The sequence below is a fragment of the Paraburkholderia sp. genome, assembly GCF_049581445.1.
Taxonomy (GTDB): domain Bacteria; phylum Pseudomonadota; class Gammaproteobacteria; order Burkholderiales; family Burkholderiaceae; genus Paraburkholderia.
In genome coordinates, this window is sequence record NZ_JBAURZ010000315.1 from 1 (window position 1) to 17471 (window position 17471).

14 protein-coding genes are annotated in these 17471 nt (G+C 62.1%); 3 read left to right on the plus strand and 11 right to left on the minus strand.

Going from position 1 to position 17471, the window contains the following annotated elements:
- Nucleotides 1–539: 539 nt before the first annotated feature.
- The gene (locus WCA85_RS26230) at nt 540–2219 is read left to right on the plus strand and encodes a putative bifunctional diguanylate cyclase/phosphodiesterase (RefSeq protein ID WP_424067781.1); all 1680 of its coding nucleotides are present in this window, start codon (nt 540–542) and stop codon (nt 2217–2219) included.
- A gap of 192 nt (nt 2220–2411) precedes the next feature.
- On the opposite strand, the gene WCA85_RS26235 is transcribed toward WCA85_RS26230, so the two are convergent.
- The 5 genes from WCA85_RS26235 to WCA85_RS26255 all read right to left on the minus strand — a co-directional run bounded on the left by WCA85_RS26235 (nt 2412) and on the right by WCA85_RS26255 (nt 7929).
- Entirely contained in the window at nt 2412–3974 is a 1563-nt protein-coding gene (locus WCA85_RS26235) for a methyl-accepting chemotaxis protein (RefSeq protein ID WP_424067782.1), read from the minus strand.
- A gap of 105 nt (nt 3975–4079) precedes the next feature.
- The gene (locus WCA85_RS26240) at nt 4080–5156 is read right to left on the minus strand and encodes a porin (RefSeq protein WP_424067783.1); all 1077 of its coding nucleotides are present in this window, start codon (nt 5154–5156) and stop codon (nt 4080–4082) included.
- Between the two features lie 209 nt (nt 5157–5365).
- Nucleotides 5366–5977, minus strand: a complete 612-nt coding sequence (locus WCA85_RS26245; protein ID WP_424067784.1) for a CoxG family protein — start codon at nt 5975–5977, stop codon at nt 5366–5368.
- Between the two features lie 275 nt (nt 5978–6252).
- Nucleotides 6253–6648: a PaaI family thioesterase gene (locus tag WCA85_RS26250; protein WP_424067824.1), complete on the minus strand. Its 396-nt coding sequence runs from the start codon at nt 6646–6648 to the stop codon at nt 6253–6255.
- 69 nt (nt 6649–6717) lie between these two features.
- Nucleotides 6718–7929, minus strand: a complete 1212-nt coding sequence (locus WCA85_RS26255) for an NADP-dependent isocitrate dehydrogenase (RefSeq protein WP_424067785.1) — start codon at nt 7927–7929, stop codon at nt 6718–6720.
- Nucleotides 7930–8187: 258 nt separating this feature from the next.
- Between WCA85_RS26255 and WCA85_RS26260 the strand changes: the two genes are divergently transcribed.
- Nucleotides 8188–9183: a LysR substrate-binding domain-containing protein gene (locus WCA85_RS26260; RefSeq protein WP_424067786.1), complete on the plus strand. Its 996-nt coding sequence runs from the start codon at nt 8188–8190 to the stop codon at nt 9181–9183.
- Nucleotides 9159–10736 (plus strand): class I adenylate-forming enzyme family protein, encoded by a 1578-nt coding sequence (locus WCA85_RS26265; protein ID WP_424067787.1) that lies wholly within the window; start codon nt 9159–9161, stop codon nt 10734–10736. Before WCA85_RS26260 ends, WCA85_RS26265 begins: the two co-directional genes overlap by 25 nt.
- A 57-nt stretch (nt 10737–10793) precedes the next feature.
- Here WCA85_RS26265 and WCA85_RS26270 read toward each other — a convergent pair whose 3' ends face one another.
- The 6 genes from WCA85_RS26270 to WCA85_RS26295 all read right to left on the minus strand — a co-directional run bounded on the left by WCA85_RS26270 (nt 10794) and on the right by WCA85_RS26295 (nt 17383).
- The gene (locus WCA85_RS26270; RefSeq protein WP_424067788.1) at nt 10794–11819 is read right to left on the minus strand and encodes an XdhC family protein; all 1026 of its coding nucleotides are present in this window, start codon (nt 11817–11819) and stop codon (nt 10794–10796) included.
- A gap of 47 nt (nt 11820–11866) precedes the next feature.
- Nucleotides 11867–12244 carry a RidA family protein gene (locus tag WCA85_RS26275; RefSeq protein ID WP_424067789.1) on the minus strand — a complete coding sequence of 126 codons (378 nt, stop codon included), beginning with the start codon at nt 12242–12244 and terminating at the stop codon, nt 11867–11869.
- 3 nt (nt 12245–12247) lie between these two features.
- Nucleotides 12248–13648 (minus strand): MFS transporter, encoded by a 1401-nt coding sequence (locus WCA85_RS26280; protein WP_424067790.1) that lies wholly within the window; start codon nt 13646–13648, stop codon nt 12248–12250.
- 64 nt (nt 13649–13712) lie between these two features.
- Nucleotides 13713–14201: a (2Fe-2S)-binding protein gene (locus tag WCA85_RS26285; RefSeq protein WP_424067791.1), complete on the minus strand. Its 489-nt coding sequence runs from the start codon at nt 14199–14201 to the stop codon at nt 13713–13715.
- 3 nt (nt 14202–14204) lie between these two features.
- The gene (locus tag WCA85_RS26290; RefSeq protein WP_424067792.1) at nt 14205–16508 is read right to left on the minus strand and encodes a xanthine dehydrogenase family protein molybdopterin-binding subunit; all 2304 of its coding nucleotides are present in this window, start codon (nt 16506–16508) and stop codon (nt 14205–14207) included.
- A complete protein-coding gene (locus tag WCA85_RS26295) occupies nt 16505–17383 on the minus strand; it encodes an FAD binding domain-containing protein (protein WP_122152437.1) in 879 nt (292 codons plus the stop codon). The genes WCA85_RS26290 and WCA85_RS26295 overlap by 4 nt, the downstream gene beginning before the upstream one ends.
- Between the last annotated feature and the right edge of the window lie 88 nt (nt 17384–17471).

Below are 17471 nucleotides of genomic sequence, written 5' to 3' on the forward strand. Positions count from 1 at the left end.
CGGACGCGGCGCAGCAGGCCATGTTCGCGCACATTGATTTTGTGGGGCGACAGTTCACCATCTTGGGAATCTGAAACCAGGCGCCGATCGCTGTCGTTGGCAGTCCATGGCCAGATGGGTTTCCGACTGAAAAAGCGCACCTAGAGGATCATCGCTCTCGCGCCGGATGGGGCTGCCTTTTGGAGTTTCCAATGCAACGGTGCAACATGGTCGAAATGGATGATAACGCTTAAGACTGCTAACGCCCATCAAGCGCCATTCGACTGCGCCGGAGCTCGTCTCCGTACGACTACAGCAGTCGCACGGGCCTCCGCACGCGCCGCCCGTGAATATGCACTGAGCGCGTGCGCGCACGCCGCATCGCAGCCCTACCCAGAACGGCGCAGCGTTGCACTGACCGCGTTGTGCAGCACTGGGCGGCGCCCTCTCGCCGAAGCTTTTCAGTTCACAAACACTTTCTATCCCTCTACGATACGCAATATTGGCGGTTTCAGACATAGGGCGGGACCGCGGCCCGGTCCGTCAAGGGAGACAAACGCGTGGAAGATTTTCAATTGCTCGACCACATCACGGACGGGGTAATGTCGCTCGATCGCGAGTGGAAGTTTCGAAACATCAACCGCACCGCTGCGCGGCTGCTGAAACGTCGATCCGAGGACCTACTGGGTCGCGAGATCTGGGCCGAATACCCAGACCTCATCGGGTCAACCTACGAAACGGCCTATCGGCAGGCGGCCGAGACAGGTATGCCCAGCACCGCGACCGATTTCTACGCGCCGCTCGCTACCTGGTTCGAAGTGCGGGCGTTTCCATGCGACGACGGCGTCATCGTGCTGGTTCGCGATGTCACCGAAGCGCGCGCGATCTCCGAACGCTTGTCGCGCCAAGCCACGCATGATGAACTGACCGGCCTCATCAACCGGCGGGAACTGCTGCTGCGCCTGAACCGCCTCATCGACGAAGGCGCGGCCGCTTCAGTCGATCTACTCTTCATCGACCTTGACCGCTTCAAGGATATCAACGATTCATTTGGCCACGCAGCGGGCGATGAAGTGCTGCGTGTCATCGGCGAGCGTCTTTCGGAAACGTTTACCGAAGGCGCCCATGTTTCGCGCATCGGCGGTGACGAATTCGTAATTTTCCTCGTCGACGCGCCCGAGGGCGAGGCCGCGCGCGTCGCGCACGACATCACCGTACGCATGCGCGAGCCAATTCAGACGCCGTGCGTGCGGGCCCCGGTGGGCGCGAGCATCGGTGTGGCACGCTACCCCATGTTGGCATCGAATGCGGACGAGCTGCTGCGTAACGCGGACACCGCGATGTATTATGCAAAGCGCGCGGGCGGTTCGCATGTGTGGTCATTTGGCAAGGAGGATGCGCAGCGCCTCTCGCATCGCCTGCGGCTACGCGCAGATCTGGAGAGCGCGAGCGCCGCGCGCCAGTTCGAACTGTACTACCAGCCACAACTGGACCTGCATACTGGTCGCGTCTACGGAGCCGAGGCGCTTCTGCGATGGAACCATCCGCAACTGGGGTTGCTCGCGCCGGCCGACTTCCTCGACGTGCTGCTTGAATCGCCGGCCTACGAGGCGACGGGCGAATGGCTAATTCGGCTCGCGTTCCGCCAGGCGGCGCAATGGCAAGCGACGAACCGAATGCCGTTCAAGGTCGCCGTCAATCTCTCGGCCACGACGATCCAAAACTGCGATCTCGCCGCACTCGTTTCCGAGGCGGCCGAGGCGTCCGGCGTATGCGCTTCCGTACTCGACATCGAGGTGACGGAGACTGCTGTCATGAGCGACTTCGCTGCCGCGTCGCGCGCGCTTTCGGCTGTGCGAAGGCTCGGCGTGACCGTCTCGCTCGACGATTTCGGCACCGGCTACTCCAGCCTCGCATACCTCATACGGCTACCTGTCGATCGCCTCAAGATCGACAAGTCGTTCGTGCAGGAACTCACTGTTAAGGAGACCTGTCGCCAGGCACGCGTTATGGTCGAAGCGATGGTGGCGCTCGCGCGGGCGCTGGGCATGCGAACGGTCGCGGAAGGCATCGAGACCGAAACACAACTCGTCCTCGTCAAGGAGCTCGGGTGCGATGCCGTGCAGGGATACTTCATTGGCAAGCCGGTATCGGCAGCGCGCATCGAACCTTATGCAGAGATGCGGTTTGGCCCCGTCGCGACTGCGTTTTCGTCGTCGCAGGGCTCACGAAGCCGATAGCGCCAACGATCAACCCGTAGTCGCCCGGTTCACATTTCTTCTGGTTGCGCCAGGTGAGCCGGCATCTGGGTACTAGCGGATGCGTGAACATACGTTTCACCCCCCTCGATCGGGCGGGCGCGTCCGTGCGCGGGCCAAACGCGATCCGCGTCTGGCCCGCCATGGGTAGGAGAACACCGGTGATTGCCCCTCCTACGGCATGTTGAGGGCTCCTTCTTCAAGCTGGAACACCGCCACGGCGGTCTGCAGCTTGTCGGCCTGGTCTTCGAGCGATTGAGCCGCTGCAGCCGCCTCTTCCACCAGCGCCGCGTTCTGCTGCGTCACTTCGTCCATCTGCGAGACCGCGCGCGCCACCTGGTCGATACCGTTGCTCTGCTCCTCGGAGGCTGCGGCGATCTCGCCCATGATGCCGGTGACACGCTGCACCGAACTAATGATCTCCGCCATCGTGCGACCCGCCTGGTCGACCAGCGCCGAGCCGGACTGCACCCGCTCCACTGAGGTATCGATCAATACCTTGATTTCCTTGGCCGCCGCCGACGAGCGCTGCGCGAGACTCCGCACCTCTGCCGCCACCACCGCGAAGCCGCGGCCCTCTTCGCCGGCGCGTGCCGCTTCGACCGCGGCATTGAGCGCCAGAATGTTGGTCTGGAAGGCAATCCCCTCGATGATCGTTATGATATCGGCGATCTTCGCGGAGCTCTGATTGATGTCGCCCATCGTCCCGACCACCTGCCCGACCACCGCGCTGCCGCGGTTGGCGATCTCCGACGCATTCGCGGCCAGCGAGCTTGCCTGGCGAGCGCTTTCGGCGTTGTGCTTAACGGTTTCGGTCAACTGTTCCATGCTCGATGCGGTTTCCTGCAAGGCCGACGCCTGCTCCTCCGTGCGGGAAGACAGATCGAGGTTACCCGCGGCGATCTGGCGCGTGGCCGTCGCAATCGATTCGCTGCCGACGCGCACGGAACGAACCGTTTCGGTCAGGCTACGCTGCATCTTTGCGATACCCGAGAGCAGGAAGCCCATTTCGTCACGCGAGCGCACCTCAACGGGGCGGCACAGATCACCCGCCGCGATCGCGTCAAAATGTTCAAGCGCATCGGCCAGCGGTTGGGTAATCGCCCGGCGCAGCGTCACATACGAGAACAGCGCCGCTGCCAGTCCCAACACGAGCTCACCGATGCTAACGAAGCGGAATGCTCCGAAGGTGCTTTGCGCCGCGCGGTACCCCTCGTGGGCGCCGGTAAACTGAAACTTGCGCAACCCGTCGTCGGCCGCCGCCATATCGCTATAGGCGGCTTGCACCTGTCTCACGCCGTCTCCGAGTTTCGGTTTGTCGTTCGCCAGGACGCTGGCCGCGAACGCATCCATCGACCGATGCAACGCATCGCGTTTGCCCACGACGTCCTGCGCGAGCCGATCTTCGTCCGTGCTGCGCGGAAGATCGAGATACTTCCTCCACCACATGTCCGACGTGGCGCGCATCGCGTGTGCGCGTTCAAGCACGGCGGCCACGTCTGGGGTCCCGCTCAGGATGGCTCCCTGATCGAGCGCGAAACGTTCGTGCGCCGCGAAAATCTCGGCGTTGGCGATGGCGACGGCGCTTGGCATCTGAGTGGTCAACGTCTCGTTATAGGCGGCGTTTGAGCGACTCATGCCGAGCAGACCGAGAACACTGGTGACCACCAGCAGCGCTGCAAGAAACGCCATCGTCAGGCCGATCCGTGCTTTTATCGTGATGCCCTTGTTCAGCATACTTGCTCCTGTGACTTATCTGGCGGGCGGTGATTGGGTTCGATGTCGTCGTCGCCAAACCGGTGCGCCAGCACGCGCCATGCGGGCGGGCGCAAACCGGTAGCCTCAAAAGAAATGGTGCACACCCACGCGAAACGCAGTCTGGTTCGGCCCGTTCGCGGCCGCCAGAAGCGGCATCGCCGCATTGCCCACGCCGTCCGCATGCTGATATGTAACTTGGGCGTAGATGATCGTGCGCTTGGAAAGCGAATACACGTCTCCTACGCCCACTTCGTCATACCGTGTGTCCCCGAGCCACGATACATATCCACCCATCGTCAAGGTATTCGCGAAGTTGGTGTTGTAGTCAGCACCCAGTTCGACCGTGCGCATTCGCACGGAGTCGGCCGCGGTCGCGAGGTTTACCTGCGTGACCACGCCATGGACCTGGAGCTTGTCCGTCGCCTTGTATAACGCGGAAAGACCCGCGATGTCCTGACGTTGCGCGGTAAAGAGTGCCCCGTTGGCAAATGATTCGCCAAGGAAGCTCTTTTCGCCCAGACCCGAGATGAGATTGATCACATGGTTTCGCCAACTGCTATACACCGCGGATGCGCGGAACGGCCCCCGGGAATAGACAAGATCCGCGCTGTAGACCCTGCCGGGCTGTGTACTTGAATCGTCGAAGCCGTAAATGCCGCTCGCGTTGAACCCGTCAATCGTCGGCGTCGTGTATTTCACCGAGTTGTTGATCGAGTCGCCGGTGATGCCCAGATTGTCGAGATTGGCGGGATGAAAGAGATAAAAATTGTATTGCAAGCTACCGTTCGAATTGACCCGCAGCGCATCGGTCGCCAGATCAAGTTGGCGACCAAGCGTGAGCGTCCCGTAACGAGGACTCGATAGCCCTACCCACGCGAACTGACTGAATGCATCTCCGGCAATCGTCCCCTGGCCAGTGTTGGATTTAAAGCCGTTTTGCAGGGCAAAGACGGCGCTCAACTGATTGCCGAGGTCCTCCGTCCCGCGAATACCGTAGAAGTCTGGAACAGCAACCGGACCCACCGTGGCAGTCCGGCTACCTTGCGCGTTGGTGTCGAAGGTGATGCCTTCATCGATGCTACCGTACAACGTCACACTGCTTTGAGCATGAGCCCCGGTATTCAAAGTCGCAAGCAGAAGTGCCAGAAGCGTTTTTCTCATTTAGTTGGTCTCCTCGTTATTAGATTCGGATTGGGTGTCGGCGTGCTGGCATGTTCGTGTGCATGGCCAGATGGGTATTTTTTATTTCGTTAACCTAATTTATTGCTCTAATCTGTCGCCCGTCCGTAGGTTGGCGATGTACTTATCGCGCGGCGCTGGAAGGTCTCGAAACGCTTCGCAAGACACCTCAACTTCCACGATCCGGCCGATCAATGCATCCGGTAGGCCGCGAAGGCGGCAATCACCACGACCAGTCCGATTGCAACATGCCATATGCGACGGCCGCTCGCGGTCCCCTTTGCAACGGGCCGCGCTGGCTCCGTGCGCGGCCGCGTCTCCACGGACGGGTCCATTGACGCCAGGTCGGGTTGCGCGTCAGCCGGTCCCGTAATCGCCACGGTGAAATGACGGAAGAAATCTTCTGCCATCTTTCTCGCGACGCCATCGATCAAACGCGCCCCTACCTGCGCGAGTCGGCCACCCACCTGAGCGTGCGCACGATAAACTAGCCGTGTACCGTCGCCCTCGGCCAGGAGATTCACATACGCGCCTCCCTTGCCAAACCCGGCCGCGCCGCCGGAACCTTCGAAAGTCAACGAATACGACTCGGGAGCCTGCAGATCCGTCAATGTCAGCTTGCCGTTAAAGCGTGCCTTGACAGGACCGACCGCCACCGCCATCACCACCTTGTAGTGGTTCTCTTCAACACGCTCCAGCGACTCGCATCCCGGCACGCAGACACGCAGTATTTCTGGATCATTCAGCGCTTCCCATACGCGCTCACGCGGCAACTGCAAGATCTGTTCGCCCGTCAATTCCATGCTGGTCTCCTTTTGCTACGGACAACGCGCGGCTTGCTCGCCAGGGGCGACATCGGCGCTGCGGTTGAGCCGTGAGTTGGGTGCCATCTCGCCCGGACCACGTCCTTTCCTTCCATGCTGCAGAAGTGGTATCGAGACGGCTGGTTAGCTACGTTGGTGCGTGCCACGCGTCGATTCAGAACAATGACGCACCGGAAAATTGCCCGCAAACGATGCTCTTTCATACGCGAGATGAGTTTCTTTCATACCCGCCCGGGAAACCTAGCGCACATGCGTCAGGTAGTCGAGCGTGCGTACTTGAACGTCCCTTGGGCCGTTGCAATCAGTGTCCTGTCGTCTACCCACGCTTCGCCCCGGGCGAAAAAAATCGACCTGCCTTTGCGCTCCAGAAAGCCTTTGGCGGTAGCGGTATGGCCGAGGCCCTTGTCGAGGAAATTCAGCGTCAGCGAAAGCGTGACGCCATGGATCGGCCGATCTCGCTCGGCGCTATATAGGCCGGAATAGCCGCACGCGGCATCGAGCAGCGTGGCAATCACGCCGCCCTGCAACACTTCCTGTCGGTTCAGCAGCCCCGGCTTTACCTGAACCCGGAATTCGGCGTAGCCCTCACGCCACGCGGTGCGCTCAACGCCCAGCGTTTTGAGGAACGGATTGTCAACCACGTCGCTAATCAAGATAGTTCTCCACGCGAGCCATCGTGTCGAGTCTGGGGCCGCTGTCGGCACGTTCGCTGTGACGCATCAGATCAGCCGGGATTTCAGGTTCGCCGCCGCGTGCCGCACGAATGCCTCCGCGCTCACTGACGGATGGGCCACGCCAATCAATGACGCCAGATCGCGCGTCATCGTGCCCGCCTCGATCAGATCGACGCAGGTCCGCTCGAGCACGACTGCAAAATTCATCACATCGGGGGTACCGTCGAGCCGGCCCCTATGCCACAGCGCTCGCGTCCAGGCAAAGATGGTGGCAAGCGGATTCGTCGACGTCGGCTCACCGCGCTGGTGTTGCCGGTAATGACGTACCGCGGTGCCGTGTGCGGTTTCCGTTTCAACGCAACATCCGTCGGGCGACATCAGCAGTGAGGTCATCAGCCCTGCCGACCCGTATCCCTGGGCCATGTAGTCCGACTGCACATCGCCATCGTAGTTTTTGCAGGCCCACAGATAACCGCCAGAAGACTTCAGACTGAATGCGACCATATCGTCGATCAGACGCGGCTCATAGACGAGGGCCGCCTGCGCATACGCCTCGGAAAACTCGCTGAACACTTCGTTGAATATCTCCTTGAACCGGCCGTCGTATTGCTTGAGCACGGTGCCTTTGTGCGAGAAATAGACCGGGTAGCCGCGCTGCAAACCAACGTTGAAACACGCTCGCGCAAAGCCGCGGATCGAGTCGTCCACATTGAAGAGGCCAAGCGCCACTCCAGCGCCTCGGAATTCGTGCAGCGTGTGGGTCATCGGCGCGGCGCCGTCGGCCGGCTCATACACGAGCTTAACGAGGCCGGGACCGGGCACGACGAGTTCCTGTGCCCGATACTGCTCGCCAAACGCGTGGCGTGCGACGATGACCGGCTTCGACCAATGCGGCACCAGCCGCGGCACGTTCGGGCAAATCACGGGCTCACGGAAGATCGTGCCGTCGAGCACATTGCGGATCGTGCCGTTCGGCGACGCATAGAGGCGCGTCAGCCCGAACTCCTGCTGGCGCGCGCGATCCGGGGTAATGGTCGAGCATTTCAGCGAAACGCCATACTCCTTCGCTGCATTCGCGGCGTCGAGGGTAACGCGGTCGTCGGTATGCTCGCGGTTCTGGATTGACAGGTCGAACTGCTTCAATTGCACGTCGACAAATGGCAGGATCAACTGGTCGCGAACCCATTGCCACAAGATGCGCGCCATTTCGTCGCCTTCCATTTCGACGATAGGGTTGTTTACTTTTACCTTGACCATGGGGAGTCACTGCGGTGTGGAAATCGATAGGGGTGAAGAGTGCATGAGCGCTTTACTCCCGCGCAAACTAAGTTTTCTCATGTTCCACATGAGAAAGTTTCATTTCCGCCCAGCAGGCGGAGCGCCGATCATCGCGTCTTCGACGATGCGCGGCTCCGCTGCTCTTTCCTTTGGCACGGCATGCCGACGCCCTGACGCGCCCTAAAAAAGACGACTACAATCAGTCACCTAACCACTCCGCCCGTTTTCGGATGCCGAATGAGACCGTACATTCCCTCCTTGCAAAGCCTGCTCGCTTTCGAGGCTGCATCGCGGCACCTCAGCTTTACACGCGCCGCCCAGGAGCTCGAACTCACTCAAACCGCTATCAGTCACCAGATCAAGACGCTTGAGGAGCGGCTCGGCATCAAACTGTTCACGCGGCGGCGCAACTTGCTGGCCCTCACGCCAGCGGCACGGGAATATCTGCAATCCGTGCATGAGGCAATTAACCTGCTGTCGCGCGCCACGGCCCAGGCGCGGAAGAAAAAGTCGAACACGGTGCTGACCGTAACCTGCTTGCCCACCTATGCGGTGCAATGCCTGATTCCCGCACTGCCGGATTTCCAGCGCGCGTACCCAGATATCACCGTGCATGTCGCAACGAGTGCGACTTTCGACGAGTTCGAACGCAACAGCTACGACGTAGCGATTCGCTACGGCTCCGGACGCTGGGCATCGGTCCGGGCGGACCGCCTGCACGGCGAGGAATTTTTTCCGGTATGCGCGCCATCCGTGCTGCAGGAGGCCGGCGAATTTGCGTCGATCGCCGAAGGGCTCTCGCGCTTCCGGCAGATTCGCACGTATTTCTACTCGATGTATCAGGACGACTGGCCCGCATGGCTCGAAGCAGCGGTTCACGAGCCGGTCGAATTTGCCGGCGAAGCCGTGTTTCACCTGCAATTGACATCGCTTGCTGCCGCAGTCCATGGCGTGGGCCTGGTGATCGGACGCACTCCGCTCATCGATGCCGATCTCGCAAGCGGTCGGCTCGTCGAGCCATTCAAGGTGCGCGTCCCGTCCAATTCGGCCTATTACGTCGCGTCGCGGATCGACAAGGCGAAACTGAAAAAGGTCGAGCTGTTCCGCGAATGGGCGCTCGGTACGCTCGGCGGCGACACAAGCGGCATCGATACCGGTGCAGGGCAAGCAGCGCCCTCTGTGACGTCCCTTGACCAACCGGCAGGCTCATGCGCGTCAGCCGTAGCGCATTAGTGGATTCGCGCTTCCGCAGCGTCGGCGCACTGCTCGATGAGCATCGTCGCCGCACACCAGACAAGGCGGCCCTCATCGACGTTGAACGCGACCTCACGATTCGTTTCGGCGAACTGGTCAGCCTCGTCGATGGCGTGGCCAGACAGTTGCAGCGGCACGGCGCGCGCAAGGGATCGCGCATCGTACTCGCAGGCAGCGAGGGGTTGGAAAAGCTGCTGCTATGGCTCGGCATCTGGCGCATCGGCGCCGTGGCTTGTCCGCTCGACATTGCCTTCATCGCGCCAGCCGCCGCGACGCATACCCTGAAGGTGCTCGATGCATCGCTGATCCTATTATCCACGCAAGCCGACGCAACCACGCTTCCCCCAACGAATGCGAAGCTCGTGCGGTATGGCTCATGGCCCGCTAATGGCCGGCAAGAAGCCGCCGACGTGGTGCGCTTCGATGCCGACGAGGCCCGCAGTCCAGAGCCCCTGGCTGATAGTGGCTCAATAGGCGACGTAGCGTCGATGTGCTGCACGTCGGGCACTACGGGCATGCCGAAGGTCGTGGTCTACGATCACGCCTGCTATTGGCTCAACGGGCTCGACAGCATCGATCTGCTCGGCCTCGAGCCCAACGACCGCGCCCTCGAATATCGCTCGTTCGACTGGTACTCCGCCCAGATCCTTAGTTTGATGCCGTTTCTGCAGATTGGCTCGACGCTGTGCGTCGCGCGCCGGTTCTCGCGCAGCCAGTTTGCCGGCTGGCTAGACCGGCACCGCGTCACGGTTTGTGCAGGCGTGCCGACCGTCTTGAACCTGTTGCTGGAGGCTCCCGTCGATTTCAATAGCGCGAGCCTTGCGTCGCTGCGTGTGATGACGTGCAGCACCGCACCGCTGTCGCTGGTGCAGTGGAGCCGCTTCGAGGAAAGATACGGCATCCACGTGATCAACCTGTACGGCTCGTCCGAAGCCGGCTGGATGTGCGGCAACCGCGCGCATCGCCGCAAGCTCGGCACGGTCGGATATCCTGCAGCCCATATCGAGTTTCAGATAGTGGACGTGAACGGTGCACCATGCCCGCCGGAGCAGGAGGGTCAAGTGGTCGTGAGCGGGCCGAAGCTCGCACTCGGCGTGCGGCGGGCGGATGGCACGCTGGACGCGATCCGCGGTGCCGCACTGCATACACGCGACATGGGCACGCAAGACTCCGAAGGCTTCATACGGGTGTCCGGCCGCATGGACGATCTCATCATCCGCGGCGGAGTGAAGATCGTGCCACGGGAAATCGAGGATGTAGTGTTCACGCATCCCCTGGTAAAGGACGCTGCCGCGCTCGGTGTGCCGGACCCGATCTACGGACAGGAACCCGTCTGCTTCATCGTGCCGCATCCGGGCGTAAAGCTCGAAGCCGCCGAACTTCTGATGCATTGCCGCACGCTTCTGCCGCGTGAGAAGCTCCCCAAGCATATTTATATCGTCGAAGCACTGCCGCGAAGCGCGCGCGGCAAGATTCTGCGTGACACCCTGCGCCGCGAGTGGTGGACCGCCGCGCACGGGCAAGACAAGTAGCCACGCGAACTTCGCCGTACCGTACCATCCACGGCAACCTTGACTCGTTATGCCGGGTCAGGCAGGTTCGGCAAGCACTGGACACACCTGGCTCTCATCCGCTGCGTCTTTCGCCTGTTCGACGCCGAGCGCCGCCGGCAGCATCACGCCATTGCGCGCTGCAGTCATTTCAGCGGCGATCGATACCGCGATTTCCGGCGGCGTCCTGCTGCCGATAAAAACGCCTGCCGGCCCGCGCAAGCGTGCAAGCTGCGTATCGTTCACATCGAACAGCTTGAGGCGCTCGCGCCGTTTGTCGCTGTTCGCGCGTGAGCCGATTGCCGCCACATAGAAGGCATCGGTCTTCAAGGCGTCCATGAGCGCCAGATCGTCGAGCTTCGGGTCGTGCGTGAGTGCGACCACTGCGCTGTGCGCATCAAGCCGCATATCCTGCACAGTGTCGTCCGGCATCGTATGCACGATTGTCACGCCGGGCAGATTCCATTCTTCAAAGTAAGCGTCGCGCGGATCGCACACCGTCACCTGGTAACCCAGACCGCTGGCGATCGCGGCCAGAAAACGCGACAGGTCTCCCGCGCCGATCAGCAACAGGCGATAGCGCGGTCCATGGATGGTCACGAGCGTCTTGCCGTCAAAGCGCAACTGTTCGTCAGCCAATGCGCGCCGCAAACGCGTTCGTCCGCTGACAAGATCCAGTTCGCGTGCAATCAGTTCGCCGCCGCTTACCCGCCTGGCCAGATCGGCGAGGGCCGACGAGCCGGATAGCGGTTCGAGCACCAACTGCATGCCGCCGCCGCAGGGCAAACCGAAACGACGCGCCTCGTCCGCGGTCACGCCGTAGGTGACCGCCTCCGGACGGTCGCTCCTGAACAGCCCCTGCCGCGTCCGCTCGATCAGGTCGTCCTCGATGCAGCCGCCCGACACCGACCCGCACACCAAACCATCATCGCGCAATACGAGGGTCGAGCCGACTGGCCGCGGGCTCGATCCCCACGTACGGGTCACAGTGGCGAGCACCACTCGCCGTCCGGCCCGCAGCCAGTCGATGCTGTGCTCAAGTACCGAAAGGTCGACGCTATCCATCTTTTATCTCCTGCCCATCCGATCCCGCACCGCGCCCTCGCCCGACTTCACGTGCCGGTGTGGGCAACCATCTGCAACTCGACGAGAAAGCCGTGATGCAGTTCAGGGACCGGCACGACGGCGCGCGCGGGCCGGTGCTCGCCGAAGTACGCTGCGTACAGGCGGTTAAAGTGCGGCCAGTTCTCAATGCCCACGATGTACGCCGTGCATTGGACCACGTCGGTAAGCGCACAGCCCGCGGCGCGTAGCACGCGCTCGCAATGTTGCAGTGTGGCGAACACCTCACGCTCGAAATTGTCAGGGCCGTCTGCAGACACGCCGGGACCCGGCAGCATCCCGGACACGAACGTAAAGCCGCCGGCCTGGACAGCCTGTGAGTAATGGCCGCCGGGCGCCGGCGCATCGGGAGTGAAAATGAAGTTCATCGTTTAGACATTCTCCGGCAGGGGTTTGCCGCGTGTTTCCGGCAGGAACGGCGCCAGCACCAGGCCGACGAGATAAATGAATCCGACCGTGACCGCCGCATGTCCGTATCCGCCGAAGCGCGAAATGAGCGTGCCGGCAACGAGCGGACCAGACCATGCGAGAAAGCGCGGTACATTGAAACAGAATGCGATCGCGGTTCCCCGGATGCGTGTCGGATACAGCTCGGGTAGCCAGGTGGGCATCCACGTGTACTGACCGAGACTGAAAAACCCCGTCACACACGCTACCGCGAGCAACAGCCCGATGTCATGGGTCCACATGAAGAGAACCGGCGTCAGCAGGAAGGCCATGGCGAAGAACAGGAACGTGACGCGCTTGCGGCCGTATGCGTCGGCCAGAAAGCCGAGACCGATATAGCCGGCGATCGCTCCGGCGTTATACGCCATACCCGCAAAGCTGGCCCATCTAGACGCGGACAGTCCCGCGTGCAACGCAACCGAACCGATGTAAGGCGGCACCCAGGTAGAAATGCCCCACCAGCCGAGCGTCGTGCTGAGCGACATTAGCACGGCGATCACGGTGCGCCGGCGCAGCTCGGGTACTGCGAACAGGTCGACCAGCGTAAAGCGCGTGAGCGCCTGTTCGTGTTCGTCGAGCGCGACACCTGAACGCTTGCGGGCCAGCGTCTCGCGGCGATCCTTGTCGACGCGTTGCCATTGTTCGGATTCCGGAATTCCTGCACGCATCCACAGCGTGGCCAGACCAGGCAGAACGCCGATCAGATACATGTAGCGCCATGCGTGTTGGCCCACGCCACTCATGAAAAGCCAGACGAGCGAGGCGATGAAAAAGCCCGTGCCGAGGCCGCATTGCATCAGGCCCGCTCCCTTGCCGCGGTGACGGTCTGGCCAGATTTCGGCCGTCATCGCGGTGCCCGTCGCCCATTCCGAACCCATCGCCAGACCGACGATGAAGCGCAGCGCAGCAAATGACTCCCAGTTCCACGAGAAGGCGCTCAGGCCAGTGGTCAGCGAGTACGCGAGAATAGCTACCATCATCATGCGCTTGCGGCCGATATAGTCGGTCAGCACCCCGCCGATCAGACCGCCGAGACCCCATCCCAGCAGAGTCAACGCGATTACCAGACCTGCATAGAACGGAATTTGCGCATGCATGGCCGGATCGAGCAACTGGCTAAGCGCGCCGCCCACCGTCAGGATGAGCGCATAGGTTTCATAGCCATCGAAAAACCAGCCGAGATTGGAGGCGAGCAGCGCGCTCCATTGTTGCCTGTTGATGGACCGGTACCAGACGACGCCCGGTTCGGCACGGTGCGGCGCCTGGCCAGACACCGCGCGCACTTCAGGTGCACCGCCGCCAGGACGCTCTACAGGTTGTTGCATCGACAGTCTCCTTCATTCTTGTTATGCCGCTTTCGCGCCAGATACTGCATGGGACACGCCGCCTTTACGCGAGTGTCTGTTTGCGCATCTGCGCAGCCAGTTTTACTGCCTCGATAATTTCCGGATACGCTGCGCAACGACACAGGTTGCCGGACAGGTAGTGGCGAATTTCCGCTTCGCTGGGATCGGGATTGCGGTCCAGCAACTGGCGGCTCATCAGAATGAAGCCCGACGTACAGAAACCACACTGAAACGCTCCGCATTCGATAAACGCCTGCTGCACCGGATCGAGTTGCCCATCGGAATCGAGATGTTCGACGGTGACGACCTCGCCGCCGTCGGCCATGGCCGCAAGAAAGAGGCAGCCGGAGACGCTCTCGCCATTCACCAGCACCGTGCAGCAGCCGCACAACCCCTGACCGCAGCTCTCGCGGGCGCCGTACAGTGCGAAACGCTGCCGCAACACTTCGAGGATCGTGTGATGCGGCTCGATTTCAGCGCTGACTCGTTCGCCGTTCAGGACAAAATGGATCGTAATGGATGTGGCGCTCATGTCTTATTCCTCTGGCATCGGCTCGTGCTTCGCTGCGCACAGCGCGCGAAAAACCGCTTCTGGGGTCAACGGCAATGATGTCAGCCGCACACCGACCGCGTCTTCGATCGCCTCGGCAATGGCGGAGGCGACGCCGAACGTGGAGCTTTCGCCTACGCCCTTTGCGCCAAACGGCCCATTATGCTGATACGCATCGACAGTCTCGCGGCCGATCCTGGACGGAATGTCGTGGATGCCGGGAATCTTGTACTCGGCAAACGACGCATTACGCAACTGGCCGAGTTCGTCGAACTCCATGCGCTCGAACATCGTGATGCCCAGTTGCATGATCGCCGCGCCCGATATCTGGGTGTCGACCACCTTCGGGTTGATAGGCGTTCCGCAATCGACGACGTTTTCAAAGCGGATCAGCCTGAAGTGCCCGGTCTCCGTGTCGACTTCCACTTCGACGCCGCAGCCGCCCACCATCCAGTTCGGTGTGATGTTTTCCGACTGGCCCGTCTCATGTTCCGGCTTCGTATAGCTCGGAATAAAACTGCCGACGCCGACGATATTGCCCGCCTGCATCCCGTACTTGCGCCGCAGCAAGTCGCCGGCGGCGAGCGGGGCATTGGCCGGCATGCCGAGTTCCTCCGCGAGCTCGCGCAACTTCACAAGAGCGTCCTCGGCGGCGAGCCGCACCGCGTGGCCCATATGGAAAGTCGAGCGCGACCCCAGCGTCGCCATGTCGTAGGGCGTGACGTCCGTGTCAGGGCGGATGACCTTGATCGTTTCCGCCGCAATGCCGAGCACGTCGCCAGCCATCAGGGCAATCGCAGTGTCCGACGCCTGCCCCATGTCGACGGTGCTCGAATAAACCGTGCAACTACCGTCGCCCGAGAGGCTCACCATCGCCACCGAGGTGGTCGGAGCCACCAGCGCCTTGAAGCCGATGCCGATGCCGCGTCCGCGGCGCAGCGTGCCGCTACCCCGCCCGAATGGCGCGGTCCAGTTCATGCGCGCCGCCACGCGCTCGAGCACGAGATCGAGCGCCGCATCGCGCATTGGCGTGCCGGTGGCGTGCGCGCGACCTTCGCGCAGGATGTTGCGGCGGCGAAACTCGACCGGGTCAATCTTCAGCGCACGTGCGATCATGTCCGCGTGACTCTCGTACGCCCACACCATCTGCGGAATGCCGAAGCCGCGGAACGCGCCGGCCGGGGGCAGGTTCGTATAGACCGCATACGAATCGATCGATACGTTCTCGATGTCGTACGGCCCTGATGCCGTAAAGCCAGACTTCTGCGTCACCCGCGGGCCGATGTCCGCATAGGCACCGCCGTTCCACCAGACATCGCATTTGCGCCCGGTGATCCGGCCGTCGGCGGACACGGCGGTCTTCATGCGAAACGTCGTTGCGTGCTTGGTGATCGTGAAGAACTGCTCTTCCATCGTCAGCGCGACTTTCACGGGGCGGCGCGCGAGCAACGCCAGCGCCGTCACCAATGCTTCGAGCTTGATATAGAGCTTCGCGCCAAAGCCGCCGCCGAGCAGCGCGGTCCTCACCCGCACTCGATTTTCTGCCCAGCCGAGCAGACGCGCGATCTCGATGCGCACGAACGACGGGCTTTGCGACGCGGTGTGAATGGTAATCGTGCCGTCGCCCGGTTCGGCCAGCGACACCATCGGCTCGAGCGGCGTATGCATTACCTGCTGCGTGGTGAAGGTGTCCTCGAACACGTGCGCGGCCGCCGCGAACGCGGCTTCGACGTCGCCGCGCCGCAACTGGAAGTCGAGCGCCACGTTGGTGCCCTTGCGGCCCGCGAGATGCTTCAGATCCGGGAAAGTGCCGGCCGGTTTCAATATATCGTGAACCAGCACGTCCGAGCTCGCCGCTTCGACTTCGTTGAACACGGCGGGCAGCTCTTCGTATTCCGTGACGATCAGATGCGTCGCTTCTTCGGCTATATGCGGGTCCGCCGCCAGCACCACCGCGACCGGCTCGCCGACATAGCGCACCTTGTCGAGCGCGAGGATCGGCTGATCGTGAAAGGCTGGCCCGAAGTACGGGTCCGGAATGACGCGCAGGATGTCCTGTGCCGTATAGACGCCGTACACGCCTTCCATGTCGCGCGCGGCGCTGACATCGATAGACACGATGCGGCCATGCGCAAGCGTGCTACGGAATATCTTGCCGTATAGCATGCGTGGCAGGACGAGGTTGTGAATGTACTCGGCGCGGCCCGTGACTTTGGCACGCGCCTCAAGCCGGTTCAACGACCGGCCCACCTGCCTAGTCGCCTCCGGCGTGGTTTGGGTTGTGGTCATGCGTGATCCTTTCTGGCAGATGCGTCGAGTGCGATGCGTACCGCTCGTCCGAGATAAACCGTCAGCAAATGCTTCTTGTAGCTGGCCGAGCCGTGCGGGTCGCCGACGATATCCAGCTCTGCCGCGCCAGCCTCGCCCGCCCGGCGCAGCATGGCGTCATCGGGCACAGCGCCCTTGAGAACCGCTTCGGCGCCGCTCAGACGTGTCGGCTTGTCGGTGGCGGCACCGACGATGACATTCGCCGTCCTGATCTGCTCGCCCTGCATGTCGAGCACGACCGCGACGCCCAGCGCGGGCCAGTCGTGAGCCGCACGCGTCGTAACTTTCATGTAGGCGGCCGGCCGGTTCGCCTGCGGCGGCACGATCACCCGCGAAATCAGTTCGTCTCGCGCGAGCACCGTCTCGTAGTAGCCGGTGCAAAGCTGCTCGACGGGGAAGGTCCGCTCGCCTTGCGGACCCGTCACCGTCACGCGCGCACCGAGCGCGGTCAGCACCGGCGGCAGATCCATATGCGGATCGGCATGCCCAAGATTGCCGCCGATGGTCGCCACGTTACGCACGCGCACATTCGACAACGTGCGCAACGTGCGGGTCAGCAGCGGCCAGCCCTCCTTCACCAGATGAGAATGCTCAAGCGTCGCAAGGCGCGTCAGACCACCAATCTGCAATTCGCCGTTCGTGCCGATACTCACCTGTGAATAGACCGGTTCGATACCGCGCAGGCTGACTAGCCGGGTTGGTCGTAGCACTCCTGCCTTCATCATCAGCATCACGGCGGTGCCGCCGCCGACCGGCCGGATGTCCGGGTCCTCGGGATCGAGCAGCCCGATCGCCTGCTGCAGCGAACCGGGGGTGGCGAGTTCAAAAGGTGCCATCAAAAGCACTCCTGTCTGCTTACACGCGCGCTGCCGGAGCAGCCGCGCTGGGATTGGTCGAAAGCGCGCAAGGGTTGGAGCTGACGCT